This window comes from Streptomyces sp. NPDC005803, assembly GCF_040630435.1.
Lineage (GTDB): Bacteria > Actinomycetota > Actinomycetes > Streptomycetales > Streptomycetaceae > Streptomyces.
This window is the reverse complement of the sequence record NZ_JBEXXO010000031.1, coordinates 1-15,924: the sequence shown is the minus strand read 5'-3', so window position 1 is coordinate 15,924 and position 15,924 is coordinate 1. Positions and strand designations below refer to the sequence as shown.

Here is a 15,924-nt window from a genome sequence, read left to right as displayed (position 1 = left end):
TAATCATCTGACTATTTACTCGGATGCTGGACTCTCCTACGCTGTCGACAGGTGCATACACATGTCGTCGTTGCCGACCGAGAGGACAGCGCATGGACTTCACTCTGAGCGAGGAGCAGCAGGACCTCGCGGAGACCGTCCGCCGCTTCGCGGAGAAGGAGTTGGCCGCCGGAGCGCTCGAGCGCGCCCACGATCCGACCTACCCCTGGGACGTCGCCGAGCGCCTGGCCTCTCTGAACCTCCTCGGCCTCGCCTTCCCCGAGGCCGACGGAGGTGGGGGCGGCACGCTGATGGACGCGGTGGTCGCCATTCAGGAGCTGGCGGCGGTCTGCCCTACAGCGGCAGACGTCTTCCAGGCGGGCAACTTCGGCGCCATCCGCACACTGGCCGAGTACGCCTCCCCCGCGCAGAAGAAGCGCTTCCTGCCCGATCTGCTGGCCGGCCGCGCGCTGATATCGGTGGCGATGAGCGAGTCGGAGGCCGGATCGGCGCTCACCGACCTGCGTACCAGCGCGGTTCAGGACGGCGACGAGTACGTCCTCAACGGGACCAAACTCTGGTCGACCCACAGCCCCGACGCCACCCTCTACCTCGTCTACGTCCGCTACGGGCCGGGGGTGAGCGGCATCGGCTCGGTGCTGGTCGAGCGGGACACACCGGGTCTGACCGTCGGCCCGCCGGAGAGCTACATGAGCGGCGAGCACTGGTCCGAACTGCGCTTCGAGGACTGCCGGATCCCCGCCGAGAACGTCCTGCTCGGCCCGGGCGGCTTCAAGAAGCAGATCAGCGGCTTCAACGTGGAGCGCATCGGCAACAGCGCCCGGGCGCTGGCCGTCGGGCGCCATGCCTTCAACATCGCGCGCGACCACGCCAACGTCCGGGAGCAGTTCGGCCGCACACTCAGCGAGTTCCAGGGGATCCAGTGGAAGTTCGCCGAGGTCGCCGTGCAACTGGAGTCCGCTCAGATGCTGCTCTACCGCGCCGCGACCAACGCCGACCACGGACTGCCCGGCGCCTACGACACCGCCGTGGCCAAGTACGCCTGCAACACCGCCGGCTTCGCTGCTGCCAACGAGGCGGTGCAGGTGATGGGCGCGATGGGTTACAGCACCCAGACCCTGGTCGAGTACTGCCTGCGCCGCACCCGGGGCTGGATGATCGCCGGCGGCTCCCTGGAGATCCTGCGCAACCGGATAGCCGAGGACGTCTTCGGCCGCCGCTTCTCCCAGCGGGCGCCCAAGTGAGCGGCAGCGTCGAGGGCATGTCCGCCCTGCTCGCACCGCGCAGCATCGCCCTGGTCGGCGCCTCCGACGATCCCCGCAAGGCGTCCTCCCGGCCGCTGGCCTTTCTCCGCGAGAGCGGGCACCCGGCCGCCGTCTACCCGGTCAACGCACGACGCGATCGAGTGGCCGGGGAGAAGGCCTGGCCCTCGCTGCGGGACCTGCCGGAAGTCCCCGACCACGCTCTCGTGATGACGCCCGCTCAGGCCGCTGTGGACACCGTCCGCGAGTGCGCCGAGCTCGGTGTCCCGGTCGCGACCGTGCTCAGCGGCGGTTTCGCCGAGGAGGGGCCGGAAGGCGAGAAGCGTCAGCGCGAGCTGCTGACGATCGCGCGCGAGGGCGGGGTGCGGCTGCTGGGACCCAGCAGCCTGGGCGTGGTCGACCTGCGCTCGGGACTGCGCCTGACCGGGAACGCGGTCTTCGCCGAGCCGGACCTCCCGGTGGGCGGAACCTTCGTGGCCTCGCAGTCCGGCAGCATGATTGGCGCGCTGGTCTCACGGGGCAAGGCCCGCGGGATCGGCTTCGCGTCGGTGGTCTCGGTGGGCGCGGAGGCCGACCTGGGGATCGGGGAGATCTGCGCGGCGACGCTGGACGACCCCTCGGTCACCGACTACCTGCTCTTCCTGGAGACGATCCGCCACCCGCAGGCCCTGGCCGACTTCGCCCGTGCCGCCGCCGAGCGGGGCAAGCCGGTGGCCGCCTACAAGCTCGGGCGCTCCGCAGCGGCCGCGGAACTGGCCCGCTCCCACACGGGGGCGCTGGCCGGAGAGGATGACGTGGCCTCCGCCTTCCTCGCGCAGTGCGGCATCGCGCGCCTTGACACTCTGGAGGCCCTCTTCGAGGCCCCCGCACTCCTCGGCCGGATCCCCGCCCGCGAGCCCGGCCGTGCCGCTCGCTCCGTAGGCGTGGTGACCACCACGGGAGGCGGAGCCGCCATGGTGGTGGACCAACTCGGCGTGCGCGGTGTGCGGGTGGCCGCTCCCTCAGCAGAGACCCGGGAGCGGCTCGGGGCGGCCGGCATCTCGGCCGGAGAGGGCGCCCTGGTGGATCTGACGCTGGCGGGCACACGGCCGGAGGTGATGAGTGCGGCGCTGGACGTGATGCTCTGCGCGCCGGAGTTCGACCTGGTGGTGGCAGTGGTCGGCTCCTCCGCACGGCTCAACCCCGAACTGGCGTTGCAGCCGGTGCTCGATGCGGCGTCGGGCGCGGCCCGGCTCGCCACCTTCCTGGTCCCGGACGCCCCCCAGGCACTGCGCCGCCTGGCCCAGGCGGGGGTTCCGAGCTTTCGTACGCCTGAGTCGTGCGCGGACGCGGTGGCGAGCGCCCTGGCCCGGCGCACGCCGGGCGTGGGTTCGCGCAGACTCCCGTCGGGGACGGGCGGCCGCCCCGTGGACGAGGCCGCCGGATACGCGGAGTTGGCCGAGGCGGGTCTGCCCGTCGCGCCCTACGCGGTGATCGACCCGGCGGCCGTCGAGCTGCCGCCCTTCACCGGGCCGTACGCCGTGAAGGCGCTCGATGCCCGGCTCGCCCACAAGAGCGATGCCGGAGGGGTCGTGCTCGACGTGGGCGCCGACGGGCTGAAGGAGGCGGCGGCACGGATCGTCCGGCAGGTCGCCGAGCGCAGGCCCGGACTCTCCGTGGACCGGGTGCTGGTGCAGCCGATGGTCGCCGGTGCCGGTGAGGCACTGGTCGGCTACCGTGTCGACCCGATGGTCGGGCCCACGGTCCTGCTGGCCGCCGGCGGCACGCTGACCGAGTTGTACCGGGACCGGTCCGTGCGGATGGCTCCGGTGGACGAGGACACCGCACAGGAGATGATCGACGAGGTCGTGGCCCTGCGCGCGCTCGACGGCTATCGCGGGGCCCGCCGCGGTGATCTGACGGCTCTGCGGGACGCCGTGGTGACGATGTCCCGGCTCGCCGACCGGCCACATGTGCGGGAGGCCGAGATCAACCCGCTGGTGGTGCTGCCCGCCGGACAAGGGGTTCTCGCCGTGGACGCCCTGGTCCACCTGGACGACGGGAACTGAGAACACGAAAAGGGCGGGGCGGGCCGCGACAGCGCGTCCCGCCCCTTCCCAGCCGCTCAGGCGTCCGGTGTCGGAGTCTTGCCCTCCGCCCAGCCCTGGAAGACCTTCATCACGGCGACGACGTCCTCGCCGCCGAGACCGTGGGCACGCCCGAGTTCGAATATCTGGTGGACGATGCTCGCGGTCGGCATCGCGTAGTTCTGCTCATGTGCCAGGTGGAGGCCGAGCCGGATGTCCTTCTCCCCCAGGTCCAGGGCGAACCGTGCGCTGTAGTCGTCGGCCAGTACGTACGGCATCCGCTTGAGGAAGTGGAAGGAGCGCGCGCCGGAGCGGCTGAGCACGTCGAAAAGCTTCTCCCGGTCCATGCCGAGCTTGGTCCCCAGGGTGAACGCCTCCATGGCCACCACCACATTGCCCATCGCCATGAGGTTGTTGACCAGCTTCACCGTCTTGCCCTGCCCGGCCTCCCCCACGTGCTCGATGCTCCCCAGGGCCTCTAGTACCGGGCGGGCCCGTTCGAGTGCGGGCTCCGAGGCACCCACGAACTGGACCAGCGAGCCGGCCAGCGCCTCGTTGGGACCGCCGCTGAAGGGGCTGTCGACGACCTCGATGCCGAGCGGCTTCGCACGCTCGACGATCCGCTCGACGGTCACCGGCAGTGCGGTGCTCGCTTCGACGAGAAGAGCGCCGTCCATCCGGTCGAGCAGTCCGCTCTCCAGCACGGCAGAGGTGAGGATCCCGTCATTGGGCAGGCTGGTCAGCACCACCTCGCCGAGCCCGTCCTGCTGCGGATCAACGGCTCGCCCGCCGGCCTCGACCAACCGCTCGACCGCCCCCGGGTCGACGTCGTACCCGCCGACGTCGAAGCCCCGGTCGACCAGCCGGCGGGCGATCGCCCCGCCCATGGTGCCCAGTCCGATCACGGTTGCCTTCATGGCGTCACTTCCTTGGCTCGATGGGTGGTTGCCGCTGAGGTCACGGCACCACCGGTGTGTCCGGGGGCGATGTGTCCGGCGCTGATCTCGACGACCTGGTCCTCGAGGCCGGGCACCCCCGGGAAGCGCTCCATCACCAGCGGATCGTGTCCGGGGACGATCACACCGTCCGGTCCGGCCAGTTCGCGCAGTCGGTCGAAGCCGGCGTGCACGCCGGACAGCGAGTCGTGCGCCGAGTAGGGGCGGTCGGTTTCGAGGTTGTCGTAGTAGTGCGTGGCATCGGAGGCCAGGACGACGGATCCCGCGGCCGTCTCGATCCGCAGGGCCTGCAGTCCGGCGGTGTGACCCCCGATGAGGTGCAGGCTGAGTCCTGGCGCGATCGCCTCGTCCCCCTCGGTGAAGCGGACCCTCCCCTCAAGGTTGAGGCGGACCACCGCGGTGATGTCCTCGGGCATGACCACGTGGCGGAAGGACGGCCGGGAGGCATGCGGGCCGGTCCAGAACGCGGTCTCCCGACGCTGGATCCAGAAGGTCGCGGCGGGAAACCGATCCAGCTCCCCGGCGTGGTCGAAGTGCAGGTGGGAGAGGAACACATGGCGGATCCGTTCCGCCGGGGCGCCGAGTGCGGTAAGCGCCTGCGTCGGATCGCCGCGCAGCACGCCCGTACGGCCGCGCTGCTCCGCGACCTTGTGGCCGAAGCCGGTGTCGAACAGATAGGCGGCGCCGTCCTCTGCTGTGATCAGCCAGATGTAGTAGGCCATGGCACGAGACTCATCCGCGGCGTCCGGTCGGCAGAAGACCTCATGGGGTGAAACGCCGTCACGGTGGGCATAGCGGATCGCGTGCACCTGGAATCGGGATGCGGTCATGCTTCCTCCGCAGTGCCGCGCCCAGCGACACTTGTCGACAGGTGTTGATCGGTGTATATCTGATTCCCGGGCCGGCGCGCCAGCCCGGCGGCGAAAAACCCGTCGCTCCCCGTCCGCGTCCCGAGGATCTTCCACCATGGACCTGGCTTCGAACATCGACCGCCGCACGGGATCGAGCGCCGAAATCCCTGACGGCAAAGCCGCGTTGCTCTACGAGCGCCTCAAGTCCGACGTGGTCTCCGGACGGCTCGCGCCGGGCCAGCGGCTCTCCGAAGCCTCACTCAGCCGGGAGTACGGCATCAGCCGCTCGCCCGTACGGGAAGCGACGATCAGGCTGGAGCACGACGGGCTCATCGAACGCCAGGGCATGATCCTACGAGTCCGCCGTCGGAGCGCCGAGGAGATCATCGACATCTACCGGGCCCGGGTCTATCTTGAGAGCGCGATCGCGGCCGATGCCGCCGCACGTCGCACCGACCGCGACGCGCGCCGCCTCCAGGCGGCGGTGCAGGCGGAGAGTCAGGTCGACATCGCGGACCCGGCGGCTGTGGTCGCCGCCAACCGTGTCTTCCACGACGCGCTCGCCGTAGCGGCACACAACGACACCCTCAAGAGTCTCCAGGACCGCCTGACCGGGCAGATCGCCGCGATGCCCGCCACCACACTGAGCCACCCCGGCCGTTGGGAACAGGCGCACGGTGAGCATCAGCGCATCGTGCGGGCGGTGGAGGAACGCGACTCGGCCTCCGCACGCGCGATCGCCGAGGAACACATGAGCCGGGCCCGGGACATCCGGCTTCACCTGTTCAACCAACAGCTCACCGACTGACCGGACCGTACTGCGGGCGCGCTCCACTCGTCCCGGCGATCCGACGACGGACGACGAGAGGACCACCAGTGACATCCGCGCACCCCGACTATCCACGACTTGAGTTCTACCTCGCCGGGAAATGGTCTTCCGGGGAGGGCCGCTCGAGCGAGCCGGTGATCTGCCCGGCCACCGGCGAATCCCTGGGCGAGCTCCCGCACGCCGCTTCCGCCGATCTGCGCATCGCCCTCGACGCCGCGCGGCAGGCCGACGAGACATGGCGCCACACCCCCGCGGTACAGCGCTCGGCACTGCTGCGCCGGGCGGCCGGCATCATCCGCGAGGAGAGCGAGACCCTCGCCAGGCTGATCGCCCTGGAGCTCGGCAAGCCGATCGTCGAGGCCCGTAAGGAGACCACGACGGCCGCCGAGATGTTCGAGTGGGCCGCGGAGGAGGGACGCAGGGCGTACGGCAGGGTGATCCCCTCCCGTTCGGAGCAGACCCAACTCCTCGTGCTACGCGAACCATTGGGCCCGGTGGCGGCCTTCGCCGGATGGAACGCGCCGTCCATCACGCCCGCCCGTAAGATCGCCGGTGCATTGGCCGCGGGCTGCCCCGTCATCATCAAGCCTGCTGAAGCCTCTCCCGCCACCGCCCTCTTCCTGGCTCGTGCACTGGACCGGGCGGGCGTCCCCCCAGGTGTGCTGAGCATGGTCTTCGGCGATCCCGCGACCATCGCGCACACGCTGATCTCGGCGCCGGAGATACGGATGGTCACCTTCACCGGGTCCGTCCCCGTCGGCAAGGAGCTCGCGGCGCAGGCGGCGGCGACCATGAAGCGCACGGTCTTCGAACTCGGCGGCCACGCCCCGGTGCTGGTCTTCCCCGACGTCGATGTGGAGGCGGTCGCCAGGGCCGGAGCACGCACCAAGTTCCGTAACAGCGGCCAGATATGCACCTCCCCCACCCGCTTTCTGGTGCACCGGGAGGTGCACGACCGGTTCGTCGACGCGTTCGCCGCCGAGGCCGCGCGGATCCGGGTGGGCGATCCGCTGGACGAATCCACGGAGATGGGCCCGTTGCAGAATTCGCGGCGGCGCAAGGCGATCCGCGAGCTGGTCGAGGACGCGGTCGCGACCGGGGCCGAACTGCGATCCGGGGGTAATCGCCCCGCCGGACTTTCCGACAGGGGCTGGTACTTCGAGCCGACCGTGCTGACCCGCGTCACGAAGGACTGCCGCGCGGCGAACGAGGAGCCCTTCGGTCCGCTCGCTCTCGTCTCCGCCTTCGACACCACCGAGGAGGCGCTGGCCGAGGCGAACCGCCTGCCGCTGGGACTGGCCTCGTACGTGTTCAGCAACGATCTGCGGGTGGTGGACCATGTGGTGCCGAGGATTCGTGCCGGCAATGTCATCGTGAACCGGTGGGTGGTGTCCCTGCCGGAGACCCCCTTCGGCGGGGTGCTGGACAGTGGGATCGGCACCGAGGGCGGGGTCGAGGGCCTCCAGGCCTTCCAACAGGTGAAGTTCGTCAGCCGGAGCGCCGGATGAGCGCCGAGGAGGGCGTCGCCCTGCGGCTGGCACGCGAACTGGTCCTCGCTCGTGAGAAGCCATTGCCGCCCGCGGCGGAGCGCGCTGCATCGGCGGCCGTTCTCGACTGGTTCGGCGCCGCGATCGGTGGCTCCGAGAGCGAACCCGTCACCCTTCTGCGCCGAGCCTTCGTGCCTCCGCAGGACGCCGCTCCCAGCGCGGGCGCCCCACTGGTGGGCACCGGAGAGGCCACCGATGTCTCCACGGCGGCTCTCCTCAACGGTGTCGCCTCGCACGTCCTGGAGATGGACGACATCTACTCCCCCGGCCTCTACCACCCGGGGGCGCCGACCGTCTCGGCAGCGCTGGCCGTCGCCCAGCAGGAGGGCGCGACCGGAGCCGCCCTGCTGCGCGCCGTCGCGGTCGGATACGAGGTCGGGGACCGGATCGCCGCCGCCGTCAATCCCGCTCACTACCGGTACTGGCACACCACCGGGACGGTCGGCTGCCTGGGCGCGGCCGCGGCCGTCGCGGAACTCCGCGGCCTGAGCGCGGAGCCGATGGCGCACGCGCTGACCCTGGCCGCGACCATGGCCTCCGGCCTCCAGCAGAGCTTCCGTTCGGACGCCATGGCCAAGCCGCTGCACTCCGGCCACGCCGCGCGGGCCGGAGTCACCGCGGGACTGGCGGCCGCGGCAGGCTTCACCGGCGCTGCGGACGCCCTGGAAGGGGCGGCGGGGTTCGGCGAGGCGATGGGCGAGGGAGGCGACTGGGAGCAGGTCGTTCGTCCGATCGGGCACGAGTATCTGGTGGAACACACCAGCGTGAAGCCGTATCCGTGCTGCGGACACACCTTCGCCGCCATCGACGGGGCTCTCGCCCTGAGGGCGAAACCCCATGACCTCGACCCCGGGGACATCGAGGCGATCGAGATCGAGACGTATCGGACGGCTACCGTCGTGGCGGGCAACCCCCGGCCGCGCACACCCTTCGAGGCGCGGTTCTCCGCCCCCTTCGTGGTGGCCACGGCGCTGCTCGACGGAAACGTACGGTTGGAGTCCTTCCGCCCGGAGCGGCTGACCGATCCCGCCGTGACCGACCTGCTCGACCGCACCGGACTCAAGGACTCCGCGCAGTTCACGGCACCCTTCCCACGGCGTCGCGGCGCGCGCGTGACCATCCGCACCCATGGCGGCGACGAGCACTCCGTCACCGTCCCGGACCGCAAGGGCGACCCGGACAACCCGCTGAGCGAGTCCGATCTGATCGCCAAGTTCACCGGTCTGTCAGAGCCGGTGCTCGGGTCCGGCCGCACCGCCGAATTCGCCGCCCAGCTCTCGAGACTGAGCGAGTTGACGGACGTCCGCCGGCTCGTCTGCTACCGCAAGGAGTCCGACCGATGAGTGGTCCGCTCAGTGGCGTCCGAGTGATCGAGATGGCCGGTCTTGGAGCGGCCCCGTACACCGGCATGCTCCTCTCCGACATGGGAGCCGACGTGGTCCGCATCGACCGGCCGCGGACCCGGGCACCCAAGGCGGAGCTCTACGCGCTCAGCCGGGGCCGCCGGTCAGTCACCCTCGACCTCAAGCGCGCCGATGGCCTTGACGTGCTCCTGCGCATGGTCGAACAGGCGGACATCCTGCTGGAGGGGTTCCGGCCCGGTGTCGCCGAGCGTCTGGGCTTCGGACCATCGGTGTGCCGGGAACACAATCCGCGCCTGGTCTTCGGCCGGATGACGGGCTGGGGGCAGACGGGGCCTCGCGCGCAGACGGCCGGACACGATCTCAACTACCAGGCGCTGTCCGGCGCGTTGTCCCTGTTCCGTCGTCCGGGCGAACGCCCCGTGACGCCTCCCGGGCTGGTCGCCGACTTCGCCGGCGGTGGGCTGCTGCTCGCCTTCGGCCTCGTCTGCGCCCTGTGGGAAAGCAGGGCGAGCGGGCGGGGCCAGGTCGTCGACGCGGCGATGGTGGACGGCACCGCCTCGCTCACCACGCTGGTGCACTCGATGGCCGCCCAGGGGCGTTGGAGCGAGGAGCCGGGAGTGAACGCGAGCGACGGTTCCGCGCCCTTCTACGACACCTACGAGGCGAGCGACGGCGGGTACCTGGCCGTCGCGCCGATCGAACCGGCCTTCTACGCGGCACTGGTGGGCGGTCTCGGGCTTCGCCTCGACGAACTGCCGGACCGCTCCGACCCCGCCAACTGGCCGGAGTTGAAGCGGTGTTTCGCGGAGGTGTTCGGGACCAAGACCCGGGACGAGTGGGCCGAGCACTTCGCCGACACGGATGCCTGTGTCACTCCCGTGCTCACCCCTTGTGAGGCGGCGGGCCATCCGCACAACACCGCGCGCGAGACCTTCGTGCGGGATTTCGGAGTGACCCAGCCTGCCCCCGTGCCGCGGTTCGACAGGACCCCCACCGGCATCGCGGGCCCACCGCCCCTCCCGGGCCAGCACTCCCGCGAGGCCCTGTCGGACTGGGGCTTCGCGGAGTCCGAGGTGGCGGAGCTCCTCAAGAGCGGCGTCGTCGAGCAGCCGGAGCGTTGACGACGCGCACGGCCCCGCCCTCGGGGCAGCGGATGTGCGCGGTCACTCCTGCGCTGCCGCTTGCCGGAAGAGATCCAGCCGGGAGCGTACGCGGCGCTCCAGGAAGTCGCCGAGCACACGGTCGAAAACGGCGTTGTCGTCGCCCGCGACCATGTGGTGTGCGCCCTTCACAGCGGCGAACTCGGCATGCGGGACCAGCTCGAGGAACCGCTTGGAGTCGGCGACGCTCAGCACGTCCGATTCACCGCCACGCACCAGCAGGGTCGGCACACGCAAAGACATGGCGGCACCGCCGAGTTGGGCCGGGTCGGTCAGCCGGTCCCGCTGCACGGCCTGATCGGCCGGCCCGCGCAGGAAGGCGGGATCCCAGTGCCAGTAGAACCTTCCGTCCTTTTCGCGGAGGTTCTTGCGCAGCCCTTCCACGTTCCGGGGCCGCGGGCGGTGCGGCAGGTAGGTGGAAACGGCGTCGGCGGCCTCCTCCAAGGAGGCGAACCCCTCCAGGCCGCTGCGCATGAAGGAGCCGATCCGGTCCGTCCCCTTCGGCTGCAGGAACGGTGACACATCCACCAGGACCAGGCCGAGGGCCAGTTCGGGGTGGTGCCCCAGCGCGGCCAGTGAGCTGTTGCCGCCCAGCGAGGCACCGACGAGCACCGGAGCACGGCCGAGGAACTCGGCGATGCGGACGACGTCGTTGCCGAAGCGGTCGAGCCCGTACCGGCCGTCCGGCGACCAGCCGCTCTCGCCGTGACCGCGCAGATCCACGGAGAGCGTGTACCACCCGGACTCGGACAGGTCCCTCGCGGTGGACCGCCATGAGTGACGTGTCTGGCCGCCACCGTGCAGCAGGACGACCGGCGGATCCGCCCTGCTGCCATAGGCGTCGGCGGCGAGCTCGACCCCGTCGTCACTTCGGATCCGCAGGGTCGTCGCTTCGGGCTCGGCCACCGGTCGCTCCTTCGTTTCACGGATAGATCATGTACCACTAGCTTAAATATTAAGCTATATTCCTGGTCATGCACAGAACGGCGCCTCGGCCAGGCCCCGGGTGCCGCTGCCGCCAGGGAGGCGATCATGGAACGGGTACTCTGCCGCATCCAGGACGGCGTCGCTGATGTGCGCCTCAACCGTGCGGACAAACTCAACGCGCTCGACGACGCGCTGTTCGCGGACCTCATCGAGACCGGTGAGCGACTGCACGAGGAGCCTGAGGTCCGCGCGGTGGTGCTGTCCGGAGAAGGACGGGCGTTCTGTGTCGGCCTCGACTTCTCCGCCTTCAGCGCCCAGGCCGAGGGCCGCTCCTGGCGGCCCGACGCAGTCGCCGCCGACGACGCGTCCGCCGCCGGCCTCGGCCGCGGCCAGCGCGCCGTCTGGCTGTGGCGGAGCCTCGGCGTCCCCGTGATCGCCGCGGTGCACGGCTACGCCCTGGGCGGCGGTCTGCAACTCGCCCTCGGCGCCGACGTCCGGCTGACCACCGCTGACGCGAAGTGGGGTGTCCTGGAACTCGACTGGGGCCTGGCGCCCGATATGTGCGGCTCCCAGATCCTCCCCCGCCTGGTCGGCCCGGACCGAGCCATGGAGCTCGCCCTCACCGCCCGGAAGGTGGACGGCTCGGAGGCGGTACGCATCGGCATGGCCACCCGCTCGGCGACACGTCCGAGGCAAGAGGCCCTGGCCATGGCACGCGTGATCGCCGGGCGCAACCCCAAGGCGGTCGCCGCGATCAAGCACTTGGTCAACACCACGTGGGACACCGAGGCCCTGCAGGCCGGCTTCCGGGCAGAGCGCGTGTTCATGGAAGAGAACGTCGGCAGCCCCGAGCAGCGCGCAGCGGCTCGCAGCCGCCTCGGCACGGGAAGGACGCGCGAATGACAGCCACCCGAACCGGAGAGCTGGGCGAACAGGACCAGCAGGACCTGCGGGACTGGTTCCGGGAGCACTGGGAGCACGGTGTCGCCTTCAACCGCGACTGCGCACTCAGCGTGCGGCAATGGGACTCCGAGGGCGCCGAGTTGGCGATCCCGTATGCCGAGAGGCTCTCGGCGCACGACGGCGTCTTTCACGGTGGTGTGATCTCCGCGCTGATCGACACCGCCGGCGGCGCCGCAGTGATGGCGGGCCACGACTTCGCCAAGGGAAGCCGTCTGAGCACCGTCTCCCTCTCGGTGCAGTACCTGCTGCCCGCCCTCGGCACCGAGGTCGTCGCGCACGCCCGCTGTGTGCGGCGCGGCGGCCGGATCCACTTCAGCGAGGTCGAGGTGCGCAGGGCCGACGGGCAGGCCTGCGCCCGGGGTCAGGTCGTGGTGAGCATCTCCGGCAAGCGCCCCGGCCTGCCCGCGACACACAGCCGTTCCGCCGACGCCTGAGACCGTTTCCCCTGGAAAGAAAGAGGAGCCATGTCAGAGACCACTGCGGCGGACAGCGTCCTGTACGAGGTCGACAAGGGCGTCGCGACCCTCACGTTCAATCGGCCGGACCGCAAGAACGCCTGGAATCTCCCCATGGAGAAGCGCTTCTTCGAGCTGCTGGACCAGACCGCCGAGGATCCCGACGTCCGGGCCGTCGTGGTCACCGGCGCGGGTAAGTCCTTCTGCCCGGGGATGGACGTGCAGCGGCTGGAGAGGAACTCGCAGCCGGGCGAGAGCCTGGACTTCAGCGGCCGGCCCCCGATGTACAGCCGACGCTTCCTGCCCAAACCGGTGATCGGCGCGATCAACGGCGGCTGTGCGGGTATCGGTCTGGTCCAGGCGCTTCTCTGCGACGTGCGCTTCGCGGCCCGCGGCGCCCGCATCACCACTGCCTTCGCCCGCCGCGGTCTCGCCGGCGAGTACAACCTGCCGTACGTGCTCCCGCGCGTCGTCGGCCTGGAGAACGCCCTCGACCTGCTGCTGAGCGGCCGTGTCCTCGAAGCCGACGAGGCCAAGGATCTCGGCCTCGTCAGCCGGGTGGTCGAACCGGACGAACTCCTCGCTGCGGCACAGGAGTACGCGGCGGACATCGCCCGCAACTGCTCGCCGCGCGCGCTCGCCGTGCTGCGCCGCCAGGTGTACGGAGACCTCGACCGTGGCTTCGACGAGGCCCTGTCGCGCAGCTACTCCGCGATGCAGTACTTCGCCGGCTCCGCCGACTTCCGCGAGGGGGTCGCGAGCTTCGCGGACCGGCGCGCGCCCGCGTTCGAGGGCCTGCCCGCGGACTTCGACCCGGAGGACGCGCTGAGCAAGCCCTTCCTCCCGGAATAGGAAGGGGCCGCCGGCCGCGGGGCAAAGGCGCTCAGCCGGCCACCGCTCGCCCGGCTCCTTCCCTTCCAGACCCGACTCTTGACCGAGGAGTGCCCGTTCGTGGACATCACCTATCCCCCGCAGACCGAGGCGTTCCGCACCGAGGTACGCGACCTGCTCGCCGAGCACCTCCCCGAGGGCTGGCAGGGCATCGGCGCCCTCGACGAGGACGACGCCTGGGCCTTCGCCCGCGAGTGGCGCTCCAGGCTCGCCGGGCTCGGTCTGCTCTCGGTGACCTGGCCCGAGGAGTACGGCGGCCGCGGGCTCACCAAGCTCCATCAGGTCGTTCTGATGGAGGAGTTGGCGAAGGCCGGCGTCCCCTTCGGGCTCCCGCAGGACACCTTCGGCGTGAAGATGCTCGCCAACACCCTGCTGCGCTGGGGCACGGACGACCAGAAGCTGCGTTTCCTGCCGCGCATCCTCAGCGGCGAGGACACCTGGTGCCAGGGCTACTCCGAACCGGGCGCCGGATCGGACCTCGCCTCCCTCACCACGCGCGCTCGACTGGTCCACGAGGACGACGGAGACCACTGGGTCATCGACGGCCAGAAGGTGTGGACCTCCGGAGCGCACATCAGTGACTGGATCTTCGTCCTGGCGCGCACCAACCCGGAGACCTCCAAGCACCGCGGCATCTCCTTCCTCCTCGTCCCCCTGGACCAGCCCGGCGTCGAGGTCCGCCCCTTCCGCATGGCGACCGGCCAGGAACACTTCAACGAGGTGTTCTTCACCGGCGCCAGGACCCGGGCCGACCTGGTGGTGGGCGGCGTCGACAACGGCTGGACGGTGGCGCAGAGCCTGCTCGGTGTGGAGCGCGGCGAGGAGGCCGCCACCAACCCGATCCTCTTCAAGTCCGAACTGGAGCGGCTGATCGAGCTCGCCCGTGAGTACGGCAAGGACGAGGACCCCGTCATCCGTCAGCGGATCGCCTGGTGCTGGTCCAAGGTCGAGATCATGCGCTACCTCGGCTACCGAGTGCTCTCCGGCTGGCTGGAAGGCAAGGAACCCGGCCCCGAGACCTCGATCTCCAAGCTCTTCTGGAGCGAGTACCACCTGCGGGTCACCGATCTGGCCATGGACATCATGGGCATGCACGCCCAGTCGATCAAGGGCCGTCCGCCCCTGCGTACCTATCGCGCAGACGACCCGGGCGCGGTGAACAGTTCGGCGTCCTGGTCCACCGGGTACCTCATCGCCCGGTCCGGAACGATCTACGCAGGTACTTCGCAGGTGCAGCGGAACATCCTGGCCGAGAAGGTGCTCGGGCTGCCCCGCGAGCCGAAGATCGCGAGCTGAACCCGTCCCCGTCCGCCTTCGTACCTCTCCCAGAGAGGGGAGCCGCGTGCCCTCACAAGCCCTGTCCGGAATCCGGGTCCTGGACCTGTCCCGCATCCTCGCGGGCCCGTTTGCGACCCAACTGCTCGCCGACCTCGGGGCGGAGGTGATCAAGGTCGAGCGCCCGGGCACAGGAGACGACGCCCGGACCTACGGACCACCGTTCGCCGCCGACGAGGCGGGCGAGCCGACCCGGACCTCGGCCTTCTACCTGGCCTGCAACCGCAACAAGCAGTCGGTGACGATCAATCACGCCACCGAGCGGGGCCGGGAGCTGATCCGCGAGCTGGCCCGGAAGTCGGACGTCGTGGTCGAGAACTTCCGGGCGGGCACTCTGGCCAAGTACGGCCTTGACCACGAGAGCCTGCGGGCCGAGAACCCGCGCCTCGTGTACCTCTCGCTCACCGGCTTCGGACAGACCGGCCCCTACGCCGAACGCCCCGGGTACGACGGCGTCTTCCAGGCCATGTCCGGGATGATGAGCGTCTCGGGGCACCCCGAGGAGCCGATGAAGGTCGGCATCAGCATGGTCGACATCATCTCCGGGCTCTACGCCTCCACGGCCGTGCTCAGCGCCCTGCGCCACCGGGACATGACCGGGCGAGGGCAGTACATCGACCTCGCGCTCCTCGACTGCGGTCTCGCCTCCCTGTCGCACTTCGCGATGAACTACCTGATCTCGGGCGAGGTCCCGGAGCGCCGGGGCAACGGCGGCTACGGCGGAATCCCCTCCCAGTCGTTCATGTGCCGGGACAGGCCCCTGTTCCTGGTCGCCGGCAACGACCGTCAGTTCGCCGCGTTCTGCGCCGCCGCCGACCGCGAGGATCTGCTCGACGACCCGCGTTTCGCCACTACCTCGGCAAGGATCACCCACCGCAAGGAGATCCTCCCGGTCCTCGCCGAGGTGATGGTCCAGCGCACCCGGGACGACTGGCTGGAGACTCTGGAGCGGCACGGTGTGCCCGCGGGCCCGGTCAACGAGATCCCGGACGTCTTCGCCGATCCGCAGATCAAACACCGCGAGATGCTCACGGAAGTGGCCGACCCGCTGTTGGGGACGCTCCCCCTGCTGGCCAACCCGATCCGGCTTGCCGCCACCCCGGTGGGGGACTACTCGCCCCCGCCTGGTCTCGGCGAGCACACCGCCGATGTACTCGGCCGACTCACCGGTGTCGGGGCCGAGGAGCTGACCGCCCTGCGCGCCGACGGCGTGGTGTAGCCACCTCGAACGCGACGAAGGGCCGCGCCGTCCCGGAGGTTCACCTAAACACCGGGAGGCGGGGCCCCACGTCGGGGCGGGGCGGGGCCCACACGGTGT

General features: G+C 70.5%; 14 protein-coding genes. 11 read left to right on the top strand and 3 right to left on the bottom strand.

The features are described 5' to 3' along the window. Positions 1 to 92 precede the first annotated feature (92 nt). Together ABZ454_RS32680 and ABZ454_RS32675 are read left to right on the top strand one after the other, a co-directional pair. Positions 93 to 1,244 (top strand): acyl-CoA dehydrogenase family protein, encoded by a 1,152-nt coding sequence (locus ABZ454_RS32680; protein ID WP_359543199.1) that lies wholly within the window; start codon positions 93 to 95, stop codon positions 1,242 to 1,244. Beyond that, entirely contained in the window at positions 1,241 to 3,310 is a 2,070-nt protein-coding gene (locus ABZ454_RS32675) for an acetate--CoA ligase family protein (protein WP_359543198.1), read from the top strand. Before ABZ454_RS32680 ends, ABZ454_RS32675 begins: the two co-directional genes overlap by 4 nt. A 56-nt stretch (positions 3,311 to 3,366) precedes the next feature. Here the strand turns inward: ABZ454_RS32675 and ABZ454_RS32670 are convergent, their stop codons facing one another. Both ABZ454_RS32670 and ABZ454_RS32665 read right to left on the bottom strand, forming a co-directional pair. Further along, complete coding sequence (locus tag ABZ454_RS32670; protein ID WP_359543196.1) at positions 3,367 to 4,245, bottom strand: NAD(P)-dependent oxidoreductase; 879 nt, start codon at positions 4,243 to 4,245, stop codon at positions 3,367 to 3,369. Further along, on the bottom strand, positions 4,242 to 5,114 hold the full coding sequence (locus ABZ454_RS32665) for an N-acyl homoserine lactonase family protein (RefSeq protein WP_359543195.1): 873 nt from the start codon (positions 5,112 to 5,114) through the stop codon (positions 4,242 to 4,244). The genes ABZ454_RS32670 and ABZ454_RS32665 overlap by 4 nt, the downstream gene beginning before the upstream one ends. Positions 5,115 to 5,250: 136 nt before the next feature. Between ABZ454_RS32665 and ABZ454_RS32660 the strand changes: the two genes are divergently transcribed. The 4 genes from ABZ454_RS32660 (at position 5,251) to ABZ454_RS32645 (ending at position 9,996) form a co-directional block, all read left to right on the top strand. After that, a complete protein-coding gene (locus ABZ454_RS32660) occupies positions 5,251 to 5,943 on the top strand; it encodes a GntR family transcriptional regulator (protein WP_359543194.1) in 693 nt (230 codons plus the stop codon). Positions 5,944 to 6,011: 68 nt separating this feature from the next. Then, complete coding sequence (locus tag ABZ454_RS32655; RefSeq protein WP_359543193.1) at positions 6,012 to 7,472, top strand: NAD-dependent succinate-semialdehyde dehydrogenase; 1,461 nt, start codon at positions 6,012 to 6,014, stop codon at positions 7,470 to 7,472. Further along, complete coding sequence (locus ABZ454_RS32650; protein WP_359543192.1) at positions 7,469 to 8,854, top strand: MmgE/PrpD family protein; 1,386 nt, start codon at positions 7,469 to 7,471, stop codon at positions 8,852 to 8,854. The genes ABZ454_RS32655 and ABZ454_RS32650 overlap by 4 nt, the downstream gene beginning before the upstream one ends. Beyond that, positions 8,851 to 9,996, top strand: a complete 1,146-nt coding sequence (locus ABZ454_RS32645; RefSeq protein WP_359543190.1) for a CaiB/BaiF CoA-transferase family protein — start codon at positions 8,851 to 8,853, stop codon at positions 9,994 to 9,996. Before ABZ454_RS32650 ends, ABZ454_RS32645 begins: the two co-directional genes overlap by 4 nt. A gap of 42 nt (positions 9,997 to 10,038) precedes the next feature. Here ABZ454_RS32645 and ABZ454_RS32640 read toward each other — a convergent pair whose 3' ends face one another. Continuing rightward, positions 10,039 to 10,941 carry an alpha/beta hydrolase gene (locus ABZ454_RS32640; protein WP_359543189.1) on the bottom strand — a complete coding sequence of 301 codons (903 nt, stop codon included), beginning with the start codon at positions 10,939 to 10,941 and terminating at the stop codon, positions 10,039 to 10,041. A 126-nt stretch (positions 10,942 to 11,067) separates the two neighbouring features. Between ABZ454_RS32640 and ABZ454_RS32635 the strand changes: the two genes are divergently transcribed. The 5 genes from ABZ454_RS32635 to ABZ454_RS32615 all read left to right on the top strand — a co-directional run bounded on the left by ABZ454_RS32635 (position 11,068) and on the right by ABZ454_RS32615 (position 15,825). Then, a complete protein-coding gene (locus ABZ454_RS32635) occupies positions 11,068 to 11,865 on the top strand; it encodes a crotonase/enoyl-CoA hydratase family protein (protein WP_359543188.1) in 798 nt (265 codons plus the stop codon). Beyond that, positions 11,862 to 12,359, top strand: coding sequence for a PaaI family thioesterase (locus ABZ454_RS32630; protein WP_359543186.1), 498 nt, complete (start codon positions 11,862 to 11,864; stop codon positions 12,357 to 12,359). Before ABZ454_RS32635 ends, ABZ454_RS32630 begins: the two co-directional genes overlap by 4 nt. 30 nt (positions 12,360 to 12,389) lie before the next feature. After that, complete coding sequence (locus ABZ454_RS32625) at positions 12,390 to 13,232, top strand: enoyl-CoA hydratase-related protein (protein WP_359543185.1); 843 nt, start codon at positions 12,390 to 12,392, stop codon at positions 13,230 to 13,232. A 99-nt stretch (positions 13,233 to 13,331) separates the two neighbouring features. Next, positions 13,332 to 14,567 (top strand): acyl-CoA dehydrogenase family protein, encoded by a 1,236-nt coding sequence (locus ABZ454_RS32620; protein WP_359543183.1) that lies wholly within the window; start codon positions 13,332 to 13,334, stop codon positions 14,565 to 14,567. Positions 14,568 to 14,613: 46 nt separating this feature from the next. Beyond that, the gene (locus ABZ454_RS32615; RefSeq protein ID WP_359543181.1) at positions 14,614 to 15,825 is read left to right on the top strand and encodes a CoA transferase; all 1,212 of its coding nucleotides are present in this window, start codon (positions 14,614 to 14,616) and stop codon (positions 15,823 to 15,825) included. The last annotated feature ends 99 nt before the right edge of the window (positions 15,826 to 15,924 follow it).

Coding starts and splice junctions, on each gene's coding strand:
- ABZ454_RS32680 (WP_359543199.1), top strand. CDS start 93: ATGGACTTCACTCTGAGCGAGGAGCAGCAGGACCTCGCGGAGACCGTC.
- ABZ454_RS32670 (WP_359543196.1), bottom strand. CDS start 4,245: ATGAAGGCAACCGTGATCGGACTGGGCACCATGGGCGGGGCGATCGCC.
- ABZ454_RS32665 (WP_359543195.1), bottom strand. CDS start 5,114: ATGACCGCATCCCGATTCCAGGTGCACGCGATCCGCTATGCCCACCGT.
- ABZ454_RS32660 (WP_359543194.1), top strand. CDS start 5,251: ATGGACCTGGCTTCGAACATCGACCGCCGCACGGGATCGAGCGCCGAA.
- ABZ454_RS32650 (WP_359543192.1), top strand. CDS start 7,469: ATGAGCGCCGAGGAGGGCGTCGCCCTGCGGCTGGCACGCGAACTGGTC.
- ABZ454_RS32645 (WP_359543190.1), top strand. CDS start 8,851: ATGAGTGGTCCGCTCAGTGGCGTCCGAGTGATCGAGATGGCCGGTCTT.
- ABZ454_RS32635 (WP_359543188.1), top strand. CDS start 11,068: ATGGAACGGGTACTCTGCCGCATCCAGGACGGCGTCGCTGATGTGCGC.
- ABZ454_RS32630 (WP_359543186.1), top strand. CDS start 11,862: ATGACAGCCACCCGAACCGGAGAGCTGGGCGAACAGGACCAGCAGGAC.
- ABZ454_RS32625 (WP_359543185.1), top strand. CDS start 12,390: ATGTCAGAGACCACTGCGGCGGACAGCGTCCTGTACGAGGTCGACAAG.